The sequence below is a fragment of the Stenotrophomonas sp. 05N37 genome, assembly GCF_056397365.1.
On sequence record NZ_JBFTNG010000006.1, the window covers coordinates 113,806 to 135,100 of the forward strand.

Genomic DNA, 21,295 nt, shown 5'->3' on the forward strand with positions numbered 1-21,295 from the left:
GCGCCGGGTCTTGGCCGCGAGAAGCATTCGGCCTCGGGTTAGCGCGCCAGCCAGCGCTTCGCCATCCGCGGCAGCGAATCGTCACCGTCCGGCGTCTCGATCGCCGCATTGGCCACGTCACGGATATCCCGCCAGGCCAGGGCCAGCGACTCTTCGCTGAGCGCGAACTGCTCGCTGCCCAGCGCACGCACCACGTAGCGCGCGTCGTAATGCCAGTGGCCGGGCACGTCCTTTCGCTCGGGGATCCAGTGCTTGTCGATGTCGAACAGCTCGCCATCCTCCAGCACCAACCCGCTCAGGCCCGACTCTTCCTCGGCCTCCTTCAGCGCCACCCGGGCCAGGTCACGGTCGCCATCGGCGTGGCCGCCCAACTGCAGCCAGCGGTCCAGCTTGCGGTGGTGGGTGAGCAGCACGCGCTGCCCGTCGGCGCTGACCAGCCACGCACTGCCTGTGAAGTGGCCGGCCAGGCGCTCGCGCAGGAACGGATTTTCCGGATCATCCAATAGTGTGCTGAATTCGGCAGATAGCGCGGCGTGTCCGGGCTGGCGTTGCGCATAGGCGGCCAGTTCGGCGCGCAGTTCGGCATCAGCAACGACAACGGATTCAGGGTTCATCGGCATGGCAGCGGCGGGTTCGGGCGGAATTTGTCGATTATCACCGGGGTCATGCTGCATTTGTGCTTGTGTGCAGGCTTCAGCTTTGGCTAAGGTACAGCGGGCCCCGCTCCGTTGGGGCGCCCAGTTGCCATCAGGGCGCGCGGCAAAGTACCGCGCGCCTCACCTTTGTCCATTTTAGGGAAGCACTGCATGCTGAAGTCTCTGTTGAGGGTCAAACCGGTCGAACCGGCCGGGCACGTCGATGCCGGCGAGCCCATCGAAGGCAGCCTGGACGGCGAAGCCACGCTGAAACGGACCCTCACAGCCAAGCACCTCATCATGCTCGGCATCGGCGCGGTGATCGGCGCCGGCATCTTCGTGCTCACCGGCCAGGCCGCGGCCAATCACGCCGGCCCGGCCGTGATGCTGTCGTTCGTGTTCGCTGGCATTGCCTGCGCGCTGGCCGGCCTCTGCTACGCCGAGTTCGCGGCGATGATGCCGGTCTCCGGCAGCGCCTACTCCTATTCCTACGCCACCCTCGGCGAAGGCATGGCGTGGTTCATCGGCTGGTGCCTGGTGCTGGAGTACCTGTTTGCCTCGGCATCGGTCGCGGTGGGCTGGTCGGCGTACCTGATCAGCTTCATCACCACCACGCTGCACATGCCGTTCCCGGATGCGCTCAGTGCCGCGCCGATCGCCTGGACCGGCCAGGAGTTCATCGCCTCCGGCAAGCTGTTCAACATGCCAGCGGTGCTGATCGTGGCGGCCGTGACCGGCCTGCTGTACGTGGGCGTGACCCAGTCCGCCTTCGTCAACGCGATCATCGTGGCGATCAAGGTGTTCGTGATCTGCCTGTTCATCGGCATCGGCGCGGCACACGTGGACCCGGCCAACTGGCACCCCTTCATCCCCGAAAACACCGGCGTGTCCGGCGAGTTCGGCTGGAGCGGCGTGTTCCGTGCAGCCACCATCGTGTTCTTCGCCTACATCGGCTTCGATGCGGTCTCTACCGCGGCCGGTGAAACCAAGGATCCGCAGCGAAACATGCCGATCGGCCTGCTCGGCTCGCTGGCGGTCTGCACCATCGTCTACATCATCGTCTGCGCGGTGCTGACCGGCATGCTGCCCTACCACCTGCTGGGCACCGACAAGCCGGTGGCCACCGCGCTGGAAGCCTACCCGAGCCTGTCCTGGCTGAAGACCGCCGTGGAAATCGGCGCGATCGCCGGCCTCTCCTCGGTGGTGCTGGTGATGATGATGGGCCAGACCCGCATCGCCTACACGATCTCCCGCGATGGCCTGCTGCCCAAGGTGTTCGGCAAGGTCCACGCGCGCTTCCGCACCCCGTACTGGGCCACGATCGTGGTCGGCGTGATCGCCGCCGCGCTGGCCGGCATGGTCCCGCTGAACGTGCTCGGCGAGCTGGTCTCGATGGGCACCCTGCTGGCCTTCGCCACGGTCTGCATCGGCGTGCTGATCCTGCGCTATACCCGCCCGGAACTGCCGCGCCCCTTCCGCGTGCCGCTGGTGTGGGTGATCTGCCCGCTGGGCGCGCTGTCGTGCCTGTTCCTGTTCTGGCAGGCGTTCGTGGTGCATTGGCACCTGTTCGTCGGCTGGACCCTGCTGGGCCTGTGCATCTACTTCGGCTACGGCATGCGCCACAGCAAGCTCAACAAGAAGTCCGCCTGAGTGCTGCCGGGCCGGCCAAGTGCCGGCCCGGTCGTTTGATCCGTCGCGCCTGAGAAGAAGTCAACACCATGTTCAAGCAACTGTGGGCCACCAAGCATCCGCACGCCGCCCATGAAGACGCCAACGGCCTGAGCCTGCGCCGCACCCTCGGCCCCTGGGGCCTGACCGCGCTGGGCATCGGCGCGGTGATCGGCGGCGGCATCTTCGTGATCACCGGCCAGGCCGCAGCCAACCACGCCGGCCCGGCGATCATGCTGTCCTTCGTGCTGGCCGCGATCTGCTGCGCGTTCTGCGCCATGGCCTATGCCGAATTCGCGGCGATGGTGCCGGTCTCCGGCAGCGCCTACACCTATACCTACGCCACCTTCGGCGAGCTGTCGGCCTGGTTCATCGGCTGGATGCTGGTGCTCGAGTACGGCGTCTCGGCCTCGGCGGTGGCGGTCAGCTGGACCGGTTACTTCCTCAGCCTGCTCAGTCATTTCGACATCCACCTCCCCGCGGCGCTGGTCAGTGCCCCTCTGGACGCGCAGCTGCGCCCGACCGGGGCGATCGCCAACATCCCCGCCGCCATCCTGGTGCTGCTGCTGACCTGGCTGTGCTACGTCGGCATCAGCAAGTCCTCGGCCATGAACATGGCCATGGTGGTGCTCAAGACCGGGCTGATCGTCCTGGTCATCATCGCCGGCTGGCGGTACGTGGACCCGGCCAACTGGACCCCGTTCATCCCCGCCAACGAGGGCCCGGGCAAGTACGGCATGGAAGGCGTGCTGCGCGGCGCGGCGATGGTGTTCTTCGCCTACATCGGCTTCGAGGCGGTGTCGGTGGCCGCGCAGGAATCGCACAAGCCGCAGCGCGACATGCCGATCGGCATGCTGCTCTCGCTGGTGATCTGCACGGTGCTGTACATCGCCATGGCGGCGGTGATGACCGGGCTGGTGCCGTACACGCTGCTGGGCACCGACGAGCCGGTGGTCACCGCGGTGGCCGCGCACCCGCAGCTGGGCTGGCTGCGCATCATCGTGGAGATCGGCGCGCTGATCGGCCTGTCGTCGGTGGTGCTGGTGATGATCATCGGGCAGCCGCGCATCTTCATGATCATGGGCCGCGACGGCCTGCTGCCGCCGGTGTTCACCAAGATCCACCCGACCTACCGCACGCCGCACATCAATACCGTCATCACCGGTATCGGCATCGCCCTGCTGGCCGCGCTGTTCCCGCTGGACATCCTCGGCGAACTTACCTCGATGGGTACGCTGATCGCCTTCGCCGCGGTCTGCGCCGGCGTGCTGATCCTGCGCCGCACCCAGCCGGACCTGCCGCGCCCGTTCCGGATGCCGATGGCGTGGCTGATCTGCAGCCTCGGCGTGCTCAGCTGCATCGCCCTGCTGACCGCGATGACCGCGCACAACTGGATGCTGATGGGGGTCTGGACCGCAGTGGGCTTTGCCATCTACTTCGGCTACGGCTACCGCCACAGCCGCCTGCGCGGGAAATAGGGGCTTGCCGCCGGCCATTGGCCGGCGCCGGGCGCGCGCGAATCAGCGAAGCGCCGTAAAATGGCCGCATGACCACCCCGACCTTCCCCTACGACACCGCCCGCCTGAGCGACCTGGCCCAGGTGCTGATCGACAACGTCCGCGAGCTGGCCCAGGCCGGCTGGACCCCGGCGACCAGCAGCAACTTCTCCCACCGCCTGGATGACCGCCACGCGGCGATCACCGTGTCCGGCAAGGACAAGGGCCGGCTGGTCGAGGACGACATCATGGTGGTGGACTTCGACGGCAAGGCCGTTGGCCGCCCCCTGCGCCCGTCCGCCGAGACCCTGCTGCACACCCAGCTGTATCGCCGTTTCCCGGAGATCGGCTGCGTGCTGCACACGCACTCGCCGGTGCAGACGGTGGCCTCGCGCCTGTATGCGCCGCAAGGCCACATCCGCCTGGAAGGCTACGAGCTGCTCAAGGCCTTCCACGGCAACAGCACCCACGAGATGGCCATCGACGTGCCGGTGTTCGCCAACACCCAGGACATGGACGTGCTCTCGGCGCAGGTGGATGCGCTGCTCGACCAGCAATGCCTGTGGGGCTACCTGATCGACGGCCACGGCCTGTATGCCTGGGGCCGCGACATGGCCGAAGCGCGCCGGCACCTGGAAGCCTTCGAGTTCCTGTTCCATTGCGAGCTGGAACTGCGCAAACTGCGCGGCTGAACGGGTTGGGCGGGCGCCGGGCCACGCTGCACGGACCGGGCGTGCCCCGTGCAGATTCCTGAAGGGAATCTGTATTCCGCCGTTCACCATCAGCGCAGCGCCCCTGCCCCGGCGCTGCGCTGGTACCCTTTCCTTCCCCCTTTCGCCTCGCTGCCGCCGCCATGAGCCGACTCCGCATATTTGACGACACTGCCCCGGACACCGCGTTGTTCGACAGCCGCGATGGCGCGGCGATCGCGGCCGAACTGACCCGGATCGGGGTCACCTTCGAACGCTGGCAGGCCACCCAGGAGGTCGCCCCCGGCGCCAGCCAGGACGAGGTGTTCGCCGCCTACAAGGCCGACATCGACCGCCTGGTCGCCCAGCACGGCTTCAAGAGCGTGGACGTGGCGTCGATCGCCCCGGACAACCCCAACCGTGCCGAACTGCGCAGGAAATTCCTCGACGAACACTTCCACAAGGAAGACGAGGTGCGCTTCTTTGTCGCCGGCTCCGGCCTGTTCACCCTGCACGTGGACGGCAAGGTGTACGAGATCGAGTGCGTCAAGGACGACCTGATCGCCGTGCCCGATGGCATCACCCACTGGTTCGACATGGGCGAAGAGCCCAATTTCGTCGCGATCCGTTTCTTCACCGAGGCCGATGGCTGGGTGGGTCATTTCACCGGCAGCGACATCGCCCAGCAGTTCCCGCGTTACCACCCCGCACAGCACCAGGCCGACTGATCCATGCCGCATCCCACTGTCATCCTCACCGATATCGAAGGCACCACCAGCAGCATTTCGTTCGTCAAGAACGTGCTGTTCCCGTATGCGCGCAAGGCCCTGACGGCATTCGTCGCCGCACATGGCCAGCAGCCGGAGGTGCGCCGCTGGCTGGACGCGGTGGCCGTGGAGATCGGCGGTGCCTGCCAGGACAGCCTGGTCGTGGAGACCCTGCAGGGCTGGATCGACCAGGACCGCAAGCACACCGCGCTCAAGGCGCTGCAGGGCATGATCTGGGAAAGCGGCTACCGCAACGGCGACTACAAGGCGCACTTCTACCCGGAGGTGGGCGCGGCGCTCAAGGGCTGGCACGCCGAAGGCAAGCGGCTGTACGTGTATTCCTCCGGATCGGTGCCGGCGCAGAAGCAGTTCTTCGGTTTCAGCGAGGCCGGCGACCTGACCGGGCTGGTCTCCGGCTGGTTCGACACCGAAGTCGGTGGCAAGCGTGAGGCCGACAGCTACCACCGCATCGTGCAGACGATCGGCGTGCCGGCGAACCAGATCGTGTTCCTTTCCGACGTGGTGGAAGAGCTGGACGCCGCGCGCGACGCAGGCTTGCAGACCCGCCTGCTCGACCGCCTGGACGATTACCCGCTGCCGCGCACGGGCGAAGCCACCCATGGCCACGACCGCGTCGAGAATTTCCAGCAGATCACGCTGTAATTGCGCCACCCCGGGGCGACCCGACGCGGGGATCCACGCCATGCGTGGATGCTGTTCGCGCGAACCACGCCGTGCGTCAGCCACGCATGGCGTGGCTCTACGGGAATCCTGCATCGCGTCAGCCTCTGTGTGCCCAGCCGCGGGGACCCAACCCGTAGATCCACGCCATGCGTGGATGCTCTTCGCGCGGACCACGCCGTGCGTCAGCCACGCATGGCGTGGCTCTACGGGAATCCTGCATCGCGTCAGCCTCTGTGTGCCCAGCCGCGGGGACCCAACCCGTAGATCCACGCCATGCGTGGATGCTCTTCGCGCGGACCACGCCTCGCGTCAGCCACGCATGGCGTGGCTCTACGGAAATCCTGCATCGCGTCAGCCGCTGTGTGCGCCGCCCCGAGGCCCACCGCGTAGATCCACGCCATGCGTGGATGCTCTTCGCGCGCACCACGCCTCGCGTCAGCCACGCATGGCGTGGGGGCATCCTGCGTCGCGTCAGCCGCTGTGTGTCCCGCCAAGGGGCGACCCAACCCGTAGATCCACGCCATGCGTGGATGCTGTTCGCGCGGCCCACACCTCGCGTCAGCCACGCATGGCGTGGCTCTACGGGAATCCCGCATCGCGTCAGCCTCTGTGTACGCCGCCGCGGGAACCGGACCCGTAGATCCACGCCATGCGTGGATGCTCTTCGCGCGGACCACACCCCGCGTCAGCCACGCATGGCGTGGCTATACGGGAATCCTGCATCGCGTCAGCCGCTGTGTGAGCCGCCGCGGGGACCCAACCCGTAGATCCACGCCATGCTTGGATGCTGTTCGCCCGGACCACGCCTCGCGTCAGCCACGCATGGCGTGGCTCTACGGAAATCCTGCATCGCGTCAGCCGCTGTGTGCGCCGCCCCGAGGCCCACCGCGTAGATCCACGCCATGCGTGGATGCTGTTCGCGCGGACCACACCGCGCGTCAGCCACGCATGGCGTGGCTCTACGGGAATCCTGCATCGCGTCAGCCGCTGTGTGCGCCGCCGCGGGGGCCCAACCCGTAGATCCACGCCATGCGTGGATGCTCTTCGCGCGGACCACACCGCGCGTCAGCCACGCATGGCGTGGCTCTACGGGCATCATGGGCGCGTCCGCCACGCATGGCGTGGCTCTACGTGTGGGCTTGGCCGGGCGCTACCGGGTGTCGGTCAACGAGGTGAGGCGCAGGCTGCGGCGCAGGGTGGTGAGGTCGGCGTCGCTGCGTAGATGGAGGGTCACGGTTTCGCCCGGGAGCAGGTCCAGGGCGTTGTCGTCCAGCGTGGCATCGTGCCCCTCGAACGCGATCCACAACGCGCGTACCCACTGCGGGGCGCGCAGCCGCAGCACGTAACCCTGGCCATCGGCGCGCAGGTCGGTGTCGATCGTCACCGGTGCCAGCGCGAGATCCTTGGCCGCCACGAAGTACACCGCCTGCCGCGACAGCACCCGCGCGCCATCCAGCAGCTCGACGACGGCCACCGTGCGCGTCGGGTCGGCGCCCTTCAGCAGCGTGGTGTCGTCGAATCGGCCCACCTCCAGCGCGGCCAGCGGTGGCACGTCCACCGTCTTTCGCCGGGTGTGGCGGAGCGTGCCGTCGAGATCCATCACCCGCAGACGCCAGGTCGCCCGCAGGCCCTGCTGGCGGTCGTTGAGCAGGCTGATGCGGGTCACGCCGTCGTCGCGCAGTGCGGCCACCGCCTGGTCGGCAAAGAAGCGCCTGGCGTGGAAGTGCAGCGCCTTCCAGCGCCCGGCGTAATCGATGCTGGACCACGACGCACCCGGCCACACGTCGTTGAGCTGCCAGTACAGCGAACCCATCGTGTACGGGCGCGAGGCGCGGTGGTGCAGCGCGGCCAGCTGGATGCCATCGGCCTGCATCACCTGGCTGAGGTAGACGAACGCCGGGAAATCGCGCGGCGTACCGTATTCCTCTTCGATGTACTTGAGCAGGCGCTGGTTGCCCTCGCCCGCCATGAACTTCTGGTGCGCGCGCACCGTGGCACTGTCCACCTGCTGCTCGGCAGCGGGAATGATCCCGTCCAGCGTGCGCAGCACCGGCCACGCCTGCAGGCCGTACTCGGACATGAAGCGCGGGGTCTCGCGCAGGTAGGCGCTCACCGGCAGCGCGGGGTTGCCCCACACCTGCCAGTAGTGCTTGTCGCCGCGGGTGGAATCGTTGGCCTTCTCGTCCAGGTCGTTGCCGGGCGAACTGGACCAGTACGGCACGCCCAGCCCCTCCTCGGCCACGACCTGGCGCAGGTCATTGCCGAACAGGTCCACGTAGCCCTGCCACACCCTGGCGGCGAAGGCCGGATCGGCGGCGGCCAGGTCGCGGCCATGCCCCCAGTCCTTCCAGGCCGTCTCTTCTTCGTTGTTGCCACACCACAGCACCACGCTGGGGTGGTGCCGCAACCGGCGCACGTTGTCGCGGGCCTCGGCCACCACGTTGGCGCGGAATGCGGGATCGTAGCCGGGCTGCATGCCGCCGCCGAACATGAAGTCCTGCCAGACCAGCAGGCCCAGCTCGTCGGCGATGTCGAAGAAGACGTCGTCCTCGTAATAGCCGCCGCCCCAGTTGCGCAGCATGTTCATGTTGGCATCGCGCGCGGCGGTGAGCTCGCGACGGATGCGCGCGGCGTCCACGCGCGCGGGAAACATGTCGAACGGGATCACGTTGGCGCCCTTGGCGAAGATCGGCACGCCATTGATGACGAAGGCAAAGCCCTGCCCGCCCTGGCGGTCCACCTCGCGGCGCAGCTCCACCGTGCGCAGCCCGATGCGTTGTTCGATACCGGTCGCGTCGGCAGCACCCGGGGCGAGCGTGGCGCGCACGGTATAGCGCGCCTGCTCCCCCTGGCCGGCCGGCCACCAGCGGCGCGGCTGTTTGAGCGAGACCGGCACGGCAATGGCGTTGTCCCCGGCCTGCAGTGCGGCGTCACGATCCATGCGGGCCACCGACACACCGTCCGGATCCAGGATCTCCACGCGCACCGCGGCATTGCCGGGCGCGGCGCTTTCCACCTGCAGCGTGACCGCCAGATCGGCATGGTCCGCATCCAGCGCGCGGGTCTGCACGGCCAGCGCGGTCAGGCGCTGCGCATCCCAGCTTTCCAGCTGCACCGGGCGCCAGAGGCCGGCGGTCACGTAACGCGGGCCCCAATCCCAGCCGAAGTGGTAGCCCGGCTTGCGCACGAAGTTGCCGACCATCGCGTCCTTGGGCTCATCGCCGTACGGCGACGGGTAATTGCCGGCGATCTTGTGCGGCATCGCCTGCACGCCTGGCAGCAGGGTGCTGATCGGCGAGCGCAGCACGATGCGCAGTTCGTTGCCGGTGGCGCGCAACCGGCCATCCACGCGCGCACGCCAAGTGCGATGGCTGTTGTCGGCCTGCAGCAGGGGCGCGCCGTTCAAACTGACCGTGGCGAAGGTATCCAGGCCATGGAACGCCAGCTCGGCGTGCGCGCGCGCCAGCGTGGCGGCGTCCACGTCGAAGCGGGCGCGATACTCCCAGCTGGCCAGCCCGATCCATTGCAGGCCCGCCTCGGGCGCGCCCACGTAGGGATCGGGAATCAAGCCGTGCGCGAGCAGGTCGGTGTGCACCGCGCCGGGCACCTGTGCCGGGCGCCACTGCTGCAGGCCGGGGTGTGCGGCACCGCGCGCGTCACCGGGCAGCAGGCGGAATGACCAGTCCGCCGCCAGCGGGGCGGCAGCGACGGGCAGTGCCCAGGCTGCCAGCAGGACCAGCAACAGCCAGCAGGCCGGTGCAACGACATGGAGACGGCGGTGCGCGCGCATGGTGATGTGCCTGGTTGCGGGAGCAGCCGACCAACGGTCGGCTCTACGGGGTTTGGGCAGCCGACCAACGGTCGGCTCTACGGGGATTTGGGTAGCCGACCAACGGTCGGCTCTATGGGGATTTGAGCAGCCGACCAACGGTCGGCTCTACGGGGTCTGGGTAGCCGACCAACGGTCGGCTCTACCGGGGTTTGGGCAGCCGACCAACGGTCGGCTCTACCTGTTCAACGCACCACGTTGAGCACTTCGTAGCTCGCGCCCATGGTGTGGTAATCGGTCTTGCCTGCCGGGCTCTTCTCGTCGCTGTACTTGCCGTTGTCCGCGTCCAGGATGCGATACCACGCACCGTAGCGGTGGTCGATCATGTGCTGCCAGGCGTAACCCCACAGCCGGTCGTACCAGTCCCAGTACTGCGCATCGCCCGTGCGCCTGGCCAGCAGCGCGGCGGTGGCCAGCGACTCGGCCTGCACCCAGAAATACTTGTCGTCATCGCAGACGCTGCCATCGGGGGCGAAGCCGTAGTACAGCCCACCGCGCGCGGCATCCCAGCTGCGCTCGACCGCGACGTCGAACAGATGCCGGGCCGTCGGCAGCAGCCAGTCGGCCTGCACGTGCCGGTCCAGGATCAACAGCAGCTTGGCCCACTCGGTCTGGTGGCCGGGCTGGAAGCCCCATGGACGGAACAGGTGCTTGGGATTGTCGCGGTTGTAGTCCCAGTCGATCTGCCATTGCCGGTCGTAGTGTTCCCACACCAGGCCATCGCCCTGCGCGGCCTGGCGGCGGGTCATGTGGTCGGCCAGCAACAGCGCGCGCGCCAAGTAGCGCTGCTCGCCGCTGGCCTCGAACGCGGCCAGCATCGCCTCGCACATGTGCATGTTGGCGTTCTGGCCGCGGTAGTCGCTGAAGTTCCACTCTGCGTCGGCTTCGTCCTTGTACAGGCCGAATTCCGGCTCCCAGAACCGACGTTCCAGCAGCTGCCAGGTCTCGTCCATCCACGCACGGGCCTCGCTGATGCCGGCCTTGAGCGCACAGCTGTAGGCCAGCAGCACGAAGGCCACGCCGTAACAGTGGTTGGTGGCGTCTTCGACCACGCCATCGCGCAGCGTCCAGGCGTAGCCGCCGGTAGCCGGGTTGCGGTGGACATCGCGCAGGTAGCGCAGGCCGTGTTCGACGGCCGCCAGGTCCTCTGCCTTGCCGAACTCGCGGTAGGCCATGGCATGGTTGAACACGAAGCGGGTGCTGCTGACCAGGTGCCGATGCGCGGTGTCGTACACGCTGCCATCGTCACGGTAGTAGTGGAAGAAGCCGCCGTTCGGGTCGATCTCGTGCGGCTGGTAGAACGCCATGGTCTGCGCGATGTGCGCGCGCAGGAACGCGGGCGAACGGAAATCGGGGGTCGGCGGAACGGGCGTGCCGTTGGAGGCGGTGGTCATGCGGCGTCTTCCTGTTGCTGCTGCAGCAGTTGGTGGACTTCATCAAGGCTGGGCATGGCGGCGAACGCACCCTTGCGGGTGACCGCGAGCGCGCCGACCGCAGCGCCGAAACGGATCGCGCCGGTGAGTGCGGCCGGGTCCTGGCAGAAGTCGGCGAAGCCGCTGCCATCCCCGCCGCGCTCGCCGATGCCGAACAGCAGGCCGCCGACGAAGGCATCGCCTGCGGCGGTGGAGTCCACGGTCTGCACGCGGAAGCCGGTGAGCACGCCCTGCGCGTGGCGGGTGTGCCAACGGATCGGTGCGGCGCCGTCGGTGACCACCACCGCCTGCGCCTGCGCGGCCAGCAGCCGCGCGATGACTGCGTCGGCGCCGCCGGCCTGCGCGGCGGCCAGGTAATCCAGCTCCTCGCGCGACAGCTTGACCAGCTCGGCCAGCACCAGCGCTTCCCACAGCCGCGGCAGCGGGTCGACCCCGGTCGGCCACAGCGCGGGGCGCAGGTTGAGGTCGATGCTGACCATCGCCCCGGCCGCGCGGGCGCGGCGCATGCCGTCCAGCGTGGTCGCGGCGATCTCCGCCTCGGTCAGGCTGTTGGAGCACACATGGAAGCTGCGCGTGCCCTCGAAACAGGTGGGCTGGAAGTGCTCGCTGCGGAACAGCAGGTCCGCCGCCGGCGGCCGGTAGAAACTGAAACTGCGCTCGCCATGTGCGTCCAGCGCCACGAAAGCCAGCGCGGTCTTGGCGGCATCGGTGCGCACGATGCAGTCGGTGGCCACGCCGGCCTGGGCCAGGCTGTCGGCGAGGAAGTCGCCGAACATGTCCTGGCCGAGCATGCCGGCGAAATGGGTATCGGCACCCAGCCGCGCGGCGGCCACCGCAACGTTGGCCGGCGCGCCACCGGCGTACTGCAGGAACGCGCGCGGGGTGTCCGCGTTGGCCGGTGGTTGGGCGAGTAGATCGATCAAAATCTCGCCGAAACAGACAATCTTGCTCATTCGGGCCTCAGGCTCCCTGGCGGAATGCGGCGCTCGGGCGCGAACCCGACAGGCCATAGAAAATGATGTAGCCGTAGCAGACCAGCGGCAGGATGAAGGACGGCTGCAAGCCGATGTGGTCGGCCAGCACGCCCTGCAGGTACGGCACCACCGCGCCCCCGACGATCGCCATGATCAGCAGGCTGGACGCCTTGTTGGTCAACGGGCCCAGGCGCTCGATGCTCAGCGCGAAGATGGTCGGGAACATGATCGAGTTGAACAGGCCCACCGCCACCACCGCGTACAGCGCCACGTGGCCGGTGGCGAGCATGGTCAGCGCCAGCAGCAGCACGTTGACCGCCGCGAACAGGGTCAGCAGCAGGCGCGGCGAGAAACGGGTCATGATCGCCGAACCGGCGAACCGGCCGATCATCGCCAGCGTCCAGTACGCCGACACATAGTGGGTGGCCTGCTGTTCGGTGAAGCCGCCGATGGACGGCATCGACAGGTAGTTGACCAGGAAGCTGCCGATCGACACCTCGGCGCCCACGTAGAAGAAGATCGCCAGCACGCCGAACAGCACGTGCTTGTGGCGCAGCGCGTCGAGCAGGGTGTGCGTGCCGCTGTCGGCCTGCTCGGTGGTTTCGGTCAGCGCCGGCAGACGGAACAGGTAGACGAACACCGCCAGCAACGCCAGCGCGATGGCCAGGCCCACGTAGGGGCCCTGCACCGACTGCGCTTCCTGCACGCGATAGGCGATCTGCTCGGCCGACGGCAGCGCAGCCAGTTCGTCGGCACTCTTGACCGTGTTGCCGAGGATCAGCAGGCCGCCGAAAATCGGCGCGATCGCGGTGCCCAGCGAGTTCAGCGCCTGGGCCAGGGTCAGCCGGCTCGAGGCGGTCTGCTCCGGGCCAAGCAGCGCCACGTACGGATTGGCCGCCACCTGCAGCACGGTGATGCCGGTGGCGAGCACGAACAACGCGCCGAGGAAGGCTTCATACACCCGCAGTTCGGCCGCCGGCCAGAAGCCGAGCGCGCCCACCGCGGCGATCGCCAGGCCGGCCACGATGCCCTTCTTGTAGCCCAGGTGCGCGACCAGCCGGCCGGCCGGCAGCGACATCAGGAAATAGGTGCCGAAGAACGTGAACTGCACCAGCATCGCCTTGGCGTAGTTCAGTTCGAACACCGCCTTCAGGTGCGGGATGAGGATGTCGTTGAGGCACGTCAGGAAGCCCCACATGAAGAAGATCGTGGTCGCCACGGCGAGGGCCATGCGCGTGTTGACCACGGGCGCGGACGCAGGCGAAGACGGCAGTCGGGGCGTTGGAGAGATGGGCATCAGGTACGCGCCTCATTGCGCGAGCAGGTGGAAGGAAGCGCCATCACGCGGCCACGGGGCCGCTGCTGGCGCGGATGCGCAGTTGTACCGGCGCCACGGTGCGTTGGGGCGCCGCGTCGGGATGGTCCAGCCGCTGCAGCAGCAGCTCGGCCGCCTGGCGGCCGCGCTCGCGCGGATTGACCGTGAGCGTGGTCAGCGGCGGCAGGGCGACGGCTGCTTCGGAAATGTCATCGAACCCGGTCACCGCGAAATCGACGCCGGGCCGCACCCCGCGCGAGGCCAGGCCCAGCATCAGCCCCAGCGCCACGCTGTCGTTGTAGCAGACCGCGGCGGTGGGCACCGGATCGCGCGCGAACAGTTCGTTGGTGCGCGCGGCGGCTTCAAGACGATTCGGCGCCGATTCGATCAGCCAGTCCGGGTGCACCGCGCTGCCCGCTTCGGCCAGCGCCTGCGCGTAGCCGAGGCGACGCTGGTGGCAGGAGCTGGAGTCGGCGTGGCCACCGAAGAACGCGATGCGCTCGTGGCCGCGCTCGATCAGGTGGCGGGTGGCCAGGTAGGCGCCCTGCTGGTTGTCCAGGGTAAGGAAGTCCCAGTCGGCACCGGGCGGCTCGCGGTTGAACAGCAGCACGTTGGCGTTGAACCCCAGCACCTGGCGCAGTTCGCTGGCATCGCTGCCTTCGGCCGGTGACAGGATCAACCCGGCCGGGGTGTGCTCCATCAGCGTGCTCAACACCGCCTGCTGGCGTTGCGGCGATTCGCCGGTACTGCCGAGCAGGGTCACGAAGCCCTTGGCACCCAGCGCCTCATCCACCCCGGAGGCGAATTCGGCGAAGAACGGGTTGGACAGGTCGTTGATCACCAGGGCCACGCTCGAGGACGTGCGCCGGCGCAGGTTGGCCGCGCCACGGTTGTAGACGTAGCGCTGCCGGCGCAGTTCGGCCTCGACCCGCGCACGGGTGTCCACGTTGACCAGCGGACTGCCCCGCAGCACCAGCGACACGGTCGCCCGCGACACGCCGATCGCCTCGGCGATGTCGGTCACGGTGACCGCGCGCGATCCCTTGCCTGCGGGGGTGGCCTTGTCGTTCATGCTGTCTGCCCGTTCCTTGTCATGCCGCAAGCCTAAACGATCGCATCGGCAAGCGGACCGTGCCCGTGCCGTCGGTCAGGTAGGGGCTGCGGCCGCTGCGACGGATCATTCCAGCACCGCACCCGGGGTGGCGCAGAACGAACGCGGCAGCGCCTCGGCACGGGTGCCCCAGCCGGTGGTCGGCGCGTCCGTCCCCAGGGCGAACGCGATGCGCCCGCCCTGCTGCAGCCGGGCCCAGTCCAACCACACCGGGGCGTGGTCCTGGCCGTCCACCTGCACGCCCTGCACATACTGCAGGCGGCGCCCGTCGGCACCAGCGGCGGCGACGGTCAGGGTGCGGCCGGTGCCCAGGTCCACCTCGACCTTGGCAAAGCGCGGGGTATGCAGCAGGAACTGCCCACTGCCCGGCACCGCCGGGTACAGGCCGATCGCACTGAACAGGTACCAGGCCGACATCGTGCCCAGGTCGTCATTGCCGGTCACGCCGTTGGGCGCATTGGTGAACAACTGCTGGGCGGCGCGCACCACCGTGGCGGTCTTCCACGGCTGGCCGATCAGCGTGTACATCCACGGCGCGTGCAGGTCCGGTTCGTTGTTGGGGTTGTAGCGGTACTGGTTGTAGTAGCTGTACGGGCCCACCACCCATTCCTTGCGCGCGGCGGTCAGCGGCGACTGCACCAGCGCGTCGTAGGCGAAGAACGCATCCAGGCGCTTGCCGGCCTGTTCGCGGCCGTGCATGGCCTGGACCAGGCCCGGCATGTCCTGCTGCGCCAGCCACTGGTACTGCCACGCGGTGCCTTCGTGGAACCCATGGTGCGAACGCGGGCTGTAGTGGCCGTCGGAGGGCACGTACCACTTGCCATCGTCCATGCGCGGGCGCGGGAAGCCGCTCATGCCGGTCTCCTCATCGCGCACCTGCGGGTCCCACACCTTGTGCCAGTTGCCGCCACGCGTACGCAGCGTGGCCGCATCGTCGGCGTGGCCGAGGCCATCGGCCATCTGTGCCAGCGCGCAGTCGGCCAGCGCGTATTCCAGCGTGGCCGAACCGCCGTGGTGCGGGTCCACGTCCATGCCCTTGGAGGGGAAGGCGCGGTCATAGGCCACATAGCCGTTTTCCACGTAACCGGGGTTGCCGGAACGGCCGGCGTGGCGAGAGTTGAGCGGCGGCTGTTCGAAGGCATTGCGGCGCAGCGCCGTGTAGGCCTCGCCCTCGCGCCCGGCGAGGGCACCGAAGCGCCACAGGTCGACCAGGAACGGGGTGACCGGGTCGCCGGTCATGATGTTGGTCTCGAAGTTGGCATAGCCCCAGCGCGGCAGCCAACCGCCCTGTTCGTTGATGGCCAGCAGGCTGCGGCCGATGTCGCGCGCCACGCTGGGGCGGGTCAAGGCCAGCCACTGGTTCTGCGCGCGGTAGGTATCCCACAGCGAGAAATACTCGTAATAGGTCCAGCCGTCGGCGCGATGGATGGCATCGTCGTACCCGCGGTAACGACCGTCGGCATCGCTGCCGGTCAGCGGCTGCAACAGGGCGTGGTAAAGCGCGGAATAGAACACGGTGCGGTCGTCGGTGGTGCCGCCCTGCACGCGCGTGGTGGCCAGCTCGCGGCGCCACTGTTGCTGCGACCGGGTGCGCATCTGCTCGAAGCCGAGCAGCTTGCCGCCCTGCATGCCCTCGCTGCGCAGGTTGTTGCGCGCGCCTTCTGCATCCACGTGCGAGATGGCGCTGATCGCAGTGACCGCGCGCTTCCCGTCCTTGCCGACGTCGAAGCTCAACCAGGCGCCGCTGGGCTTCTGCTCGCCTTCCATGCGGTGGCGCGCGCCGGCCAGGCCGCCCTCTTCGCCCCAGGTACCGAACGCCTTGAACGGGCGGTCGAATTCGATGCGGAACCAGGTGGTGTACTGGTGGCCGCCGCAGAAGCTTTTGGTGACCAGCTTGCCTTCCACCGCGCGGTCGCCGACCACGTCGATGACGCTGCCGATCACCGAATGGCGCTCGTTGGCCTGGCCGACGTTGACCAGTACATGGCCGGTCCCGGCATCGGCGGGGAAGGTGTAGCGCTCGGCGGCGGCACGGGTGCGGGCGGTGGCCTCGGCATCGATGCCGCCGTAGCTGGTCAGGCGAACCTTGTAGTAGCCGGCCTGGCCGATCTCGCCGTCGTGGGTGTAGCTGGCGGCATAGCGCTTGTGGTCGAAGCTCTTGGCATCGTCGGTGTTGAAGTCGCCGCCCTTGCCGATGCTGCCGGTGACCGGCAGTACCGAGACCTGACCGCCCTGCTCCCAGCAGCCGGCACCGGACAGGAACGAATGGCCGAAGCCGCGGATCTTCGGGTCGTCGTAGCGCCAGCCGGCGTAATGCTCGCCGATCGGGCTCACCTGGATCAGGCCGAACGGGGCCGATGCGCCCGGGAAGGTGTTGCCGTCATCCTTGCTGCCGATGAAGGTGTTGACCTCGCGCTCCAGCGCGACCGGCGCGGCGGCCTGCAGGACCGGCGCGAAGGCCAGCGCGAGCAGGCAGGCCAGGCGCGGCAGTGGGCGGTGCAACGGGGTAACGGCGATGACGGACGGCAGTCGGCGCATGCGTGGATCCTGTGGGTCGATGTTGGTACGGCAGACGGAAAAAGGCACGGCGGATGCCCGCCGTGGCGCGCCAGCCATTCCCCCGCTGGCACCGGTCCAGATCCACGTTGCCGTGGATTTAGATCGATTCAAGTAAAGCACGGAGATTTCGACGGATGCATTCTGCGGCGCAACATGGCCGGGTCGAGGTCACTCCCTGAAGGGGCTGCCACGCCGGTCGCCGCAGGAGTACCCCGGTATGGGTTAAGCGGCGCCGAGTGGTTGCGGCAAGGTGCACGCCACGACGCCGTATCCCAGGGTCGCCTGCGGAGCGCCGGCTGACGCCCTGCCGGCGTCCAGCGCAAGAAAACGTTTTCACCCCTCGGACGTCATCGGCCCGGTCCCCGGTCGTCCTTGGCCATATTGCGGAGCAGCATGCTTCCCTGCCCCGCCCGTGCTAAAAATTCCCCCGTCAATCGTTTAGATCGATCCAACTTCAAACGGTCACGATTGCCGGAGCGGTGGGTGGGGGCCCACCAGGCAGCACGCGGGACGCACGGGAGTTGAGCGCTGGCAACAGCCCTCCCAAAACATTAGATCGATTCAACAACGTATCGCCACCGTTTCAATCCAGGAGAGGGAGAGAGTGGAATGAACAAGATGTCCCGCATGCGCAACCGCGACACGCTGTCGGCCGCCATTACCGCCGCGCTGTTCGCCGCCGCGATGGTGCCGGCCGGTGCCTTCGCACAGCAGGCCAGCCCCGCGTCGTCGCCAGAGGCCACCACGCTCGACAGCGTGACCGTCACCGGTTATCGCTACGCCATCGAAAAGAGCCTTCAGCAGAAGCGCGACGCCAACGCCGTGGTCGAAGTGATCACCGCCGAGGACGTGGGCAAGTTCCCCGACAAGAACGTGGCCGATGCGCTGCAGCGCGTGCCCGGCGTGGTCATCGAGCGCAGCGGCGGCGAAGGCAAGACCGTCAGCGTGCGCGGCCTCGCGCCGGACCTGACGCTCACCCAGTTGAACGGCAACTACGTGGCGACCTCGGAAACCAACAACGAGGCCACGCGGTCGTTCAACTACACGCTGCTGCCGTCGAACATGCTGTCCAGCGCGGAACTGTTCAAGTCGCCGGAAGCGCGCATCGACGAAGGCGGCATCGGCGGCACGGTGATCCTGCATACCCGGCGCCCGCTGGAGATGGAAGCCAACTCGGGCTACGTCAACCTGGAAGGCACCTCCTCCGATACCAGCCACGACGTGGACCCGCAGGCGTCGGCGCTGTATTCCTGGCACAGCCAGGACGAGCGCTTCGGCGTGCTGGTCGGCGCGACCAAGCAGAAGCGCACCAGTCGCACCATGCAGGTGAGCACCGAGGACTACCAGTGGTACGGCAACGGCACCGATGCCGTGGATGCCAACGGCAACGTGCTGGGCCAGGACGGCATCCATTACTGGTGGGGCCAGTCCGGCTTCAACGACCAGAGCGGGCGCAACTACAGCGAGTTCTTCATGCCCACCTCGGCGAACTTCGCCGTGAAGGAAGAAAAGCGCGAGCGCACCGGCGGGCAGTTGACGTTCCAGTTCAAGCCGATCGACAACCTGACCCTGACCGCGAACTACTTCCGCTTCGAGCTGGAAGGCAACTACACCCAGAACATGCTGAAGGTTCCCGAATGGAACCTGGCGCGCTTCAACGGCGACGGCAACTGGGCCGGCGGGCGCCTGCTCAACGGGCTGGACTTCGACCCGAGCGGCAGCATCGTCACCGGCGCCCAGTACGAAAAGCTGGCCGGCAAGACCTACTACTGCAGCGAAGAGCAGGCAGCTGCCGCGGGCATGCCGCCCGGCGGCTGGGGCCCGGATGACTGCACCATCCCCACCCCGCAGTTGACCGGTACCTACAGCAAGGAAAAGGCGCTCTCGCAGACCGCCGACCTGACCATCGACTGGGACATCAGTCCGCTGTGGAAGGCCTCCTTCACCGGTGGCCGGACCTGGTCCGAGGGCGGTCCGTCGATGAACTTCGGCATGTCGGCAAAGCCGCGCCGCCAGGTGGACGGCGTGTGGCAGTCCGGCAACACCTACACGGCTTGGGACCTGACCGGCACGCCCAGCGTGACCTTCTCGCCAAACCTGCAGGACCAGCTGATGGCCGGCATCGCCGAGATCGACACCGGCTCGACCGGGTCATCGTGGATGCAGACCAGCGTCAAGCAGAACTACTTCCAGGCCGACGTCACCAAGCTGTTCGAAAGCGGCTGGCTGGACTCGATCCAGTTCGGCGCCAAGTACCGCGACGGCGAGGTCCACCGCAATACCGGCAACACCTACTGGGTGTGCCAGGGCAAGGACCCGGCCGACTACGACAACAACCGCTACCAGGCCGGGTGCGATTCCACCGCCGGTGAGGCCCAGCCCGGCTTCTTCCTGTCCAGCCCGATCAGCAACATCGCCGGCGGCTTCAATGCCAACGTGTTCCCGGGCATCAACTACCCGGCCTACATCGACTTCCTCAACCAGAAGTACGGCGGCTCGTACAGCCGCAAGGAAGAGGACTTCGTCTACAACGTCAACGAGAAGATCTACTCCGGCTACTTCCAGGCCAACTTCCGCACCGAGCGCGTGCGCGGCAACGTGGGCGTGCGCGTGGTGCGTACCCAGCAGTTCGCCGAGTCCAGCGATTCGGTCGAACGGTTCAATGACTACTTCCAGGACAACGCCGCCGGCGCGCCGATGGGCTGCAACGACCCGGCCGCCGCCCCGCTGATCGCCTCCAACACCGGCTACGTCTGCCAGAGCGGTTTCGTGCGCCTGCCCGACGCGCTGGCGCGCGAGAAGACCTACGAGTTCGCCTCGCTGGAGCGCACCTACACCGACTTCCTGCCGAGCTTCAACATCGCCTGGGACATCACCGACACCCTGGTGCTGCGCGGCGCGGCCTCCAAGGTCATCGCACGCCCCGGCTACACCAGCATCGCCGCGCCGGGCAGCCTGAGCTATGTGAGCGAGGAATACAGCAACGACCGTCGCGTGGCCGGCGGTACCGACACCCCCGGCTGGTACGGGCACGGCAGCAACAAGAACCTGGAGCCGTTCGAAGCGACCCAGTTCGACATCGGCCTGGAGTGGTATTTCCAGCCCGGCGCGGTGGCCGGTGCGGCGCTGTTCCGCAAGAACGTGGACAACTTCACCGTGCCGGTGGTGCGCGACCAGCAGATGACGGTCGGCGGCCAGACGGTGACCGTGCAGAAGTACGAAACCGAAGCCAACGGCCGTGATGGCGTCTCGCAGGGCGTGGAGCTGTACGGCCAGTACACCTTCCAGATGGGCTTTGGCGTGCAGGCCAACTACACCTACAACGACACCAACCTGGCGTCGATCGTGCTGGACGGCCAGAACATCGGCTCCTCGCCGCTGGTGGGCAGCGCCAAGAACCAGGCCAACGTGACCCTGTTCTACGAGAACGAGAAGTTCCTGGCACGCGCCTCGTACAACCGTCGCGGTGAAGTGGTGGGCGGGCTGGTCAACGGCCTCACCCAGTATTCCGAGCCGTACGACCAGCTGGACCTCAACGTGGCCTACAACCTCACCGACGCGCTCACCCTGACCGCCTCGGTGCTCAACGCCACCAAGTCCGAGCAGCGCATCTACCTGGGCAGCGACAGCAAGGCCCGCCTGATCTCCAACACCTACACCGGCCGCCAGCTGTATTTCGGCGTGAACTGGAAGTTCTAAGCATCGCCCGCCCTGCCCCGAGGCAGGGATAACGGTCCTCCACGGCAGCCACGCTGGTACAGGTGGCTGCCGTTTTTTGTGGCGCCCGCGTGGTCGGGTCGAAGCGCAGCCACGCATGGCGTGGCTCTACGATGTCCCCGTAGAGCCACCCCATGGGTGGCTACACGCGGTGTCAAATCGAAGCGCACCCACGCACACCGCGGCCCAACGCAGCCCCGTAGAGCCACCCCATGGGTGGCTGCAAGCGGTGCCAAATCGAAGCGCACCCACGCAAACCGTGGCCCAACGTAGCCCCGTAGAGCCACCCCATGGGTGGCTACACGCGGTGCCAAATCGAGGCGCACCCACACACACCGTGACCCACCGTAGCCCCGTAGAGCCACCCCATGGGTGGCTACACGCAGTGCAAAATCCAAGCGCACCCACACACACCGTG

At 67.7% G+C, this 21,295-nt stretch carries 13 protein-coding genes; 6 read left to right on the forward strand and 7 right to left on the reverse strand.

The window, feature by feature from the left end; all coding sequences use genetic code 11:
- Nucleotides 1-38 precede the first annotated feature (38 nt).
- Complete coding sequence (locus AC1DGC_RS16150; RefSeq protein WP_394163724.1) at nt 39-620, reverse strand: NUDIX hydrolase; 582 nt, start codon at nt 618-620, stop codon at nt 39-41.
- 186 nt (nt 621-806) lie between these two features.
- Here AC1DGC_RS16150 and AC1DGC_RS16155 point away from each other — a divergent pair, with 186 nt between their 5' ends.
- The 5 genes from AC1DGC_RS16155 to mtnC all read left to right on the forward strand — a co-directional run bounded on the left by AC1DGC_RS16155 (nt 807) and on the right by mtnC (nt 5,918).
- The gene (locus AC1DGC_RS16155) at nt 807-2,285 is read left to right on the forward strand and encodes an amino acid permease (protein ID WP_259202434.1); all 1,479 of its coding nucleotides are present in this window, start codon (nt 807-809) and stop codon (nt 2,283-2,285) included.
- A 68-nt stretch (nt 2,286-2,353) separates the two neighbouring features.
- Nucleotides 2,354-3,781, forward strand: a complete 1,428-nt coding sequence (locus AC1DGC_RS16160) for an amino acid permease (protein ID WP_259202432.1) — start codon at nt 2,354-2,356, stop codon at nt 3,779-3,781.
- Between the two features lie 68 nt (nt 3,782-3,849).
- Nucleotides 3,850-4,491, forward strand: a complete 642-nt coding sequence (locus AC1DGC_RS16165; RefSeq protein ID WP_259202431.1) for a methylthioribulose 1-phosphate dehydratase — start codon at nt 3,850-3,852, stop codon at nt 4,489-4,491.
- A 161-nt stretch (nt 4,492-4,652) separates the two neighbouring features.
- Complete coding sequence (locus tag AC1DGC_RS16170) at nt 4,653-5,216, forward strand: 1,2-dihydroxy-3-keto-5-methylthiopentene dioxygenase (protein ID WP_259202429.1); 564 nt, start codon at nt 4,653-4,655, stop codon at nt 5,214-5,216.
- 3 nt (nt 5,217-5,219) lie between these two features.
- Nucleotides 5,220-5,918, forward strand: a complete 699-nt coding sequence (gene mtnC, locus AC1DGC_RS16175) for an acireductone synthase (protein WP_478048336.1) — start codon at nt 5,220-5,222, stop codon at nt 5,916-5,918.
- Between the two features lie 1,171 nt (nt 5,919-7,089).
- On the opposite strand, the gene AC1DGC_RS16180 is transcribed toward mtnC, so the two are convergent.
- From AC1DGC_RS16180 to AC1DGC_RS16205, 6 genes are all read right to left on the reverse strand, one after another.
- Nucleotides 7,090-9,729, reverse strand: a complete 2,640-nt coding sequence (locus tag AC1DGC_RS16180) for a beta-mannosidase (protein ID WP_478048337.1) — start codon at nt 9,727-9,729, stop codon at nt 7,090-7,092.
- 224 nt (nt 9,730-9,953) lie between these two features.
- Nucleotides 9,954-11,162: an AGE family epimerase/isomerase gene (locus AC1DGC_RS16185; protein WP_478048338.1), complete on the reverse strand. Its 1,209-nt coding sequence runs from the start codon at nt 11,160-11,162 to the stop codon at nt 9,954-9,956.
- The gene (locus AC1DGC_RS16190; protein WP_394163720.1) at nt 11,159-12,154 is read right to left on the reverse strand and encodes a carbohydrate kinase family protein; all 996 of its coding nucleotides are present in this window, start codon (nt 12,152-12,154) and stop codon (nt 11,159-11,161) included. Before AC1DGC_RS16190 ends, AC1DGC_RS16185 begins: the two co-directional genes overlap by 4 nt.
- A 7-nt stretch (nt 12,155-12,161) precedes the next feature.
- Complete coding sequence (fucP, locus tag AC1DGC_RS16195; protein ID WP_259208607.1) at nt 12,162-13,472, reverse strand: L-fucose:H+ symporter permease; 1,311 nt, start codon at nt 13,470-13,472, stop codon at nt 12,162-12,164.
- Between the two features lie 43 nt (nt 13,473-13,515).
- Entirely contained in the window at nt 13,516-14,562 is a 1,047-nt protein-coding gene (locus AC1DGC_RS16200) for a LacI family DNA-binding transcriptional regulator (RefSeq protein WP_478048339.1), read from the reverse strand.
- 105 nt (nt 14,563-14,667) lie between these two features.
- Complete coding sequence (locus tag AC1DGC_RS16205; protein ID WP_478048340.1) at nt 14,668-17,139, reverse strand: GH92 family glycosyl hydrolase; 2,472 nt, start codon at nt 17,137-17,139, stop codon at nt 14,668-14,670.
- A 630-nt stretch (nt 17,140-17,769) separates the two neighbouring features.
- Here AC1DGC_RS16205 and AC1DGC_RS16210 point away from each other — a divergent pair.
- The gene (locus AC1DGC_RS16210) at nt 17,770-20,859 is read left to right on the forward strand and encodes a TonB-dependent receptor (protein WP_478048341.1); all 3,090 of its coding nucleotides are present in this window, start codon (nt 17,770-17,772) and stop codon (nt 20,857-20,859) included.
- The last annotated feature ends 436 nt before the right edge of the window (nt 20,860-21,295 follow it).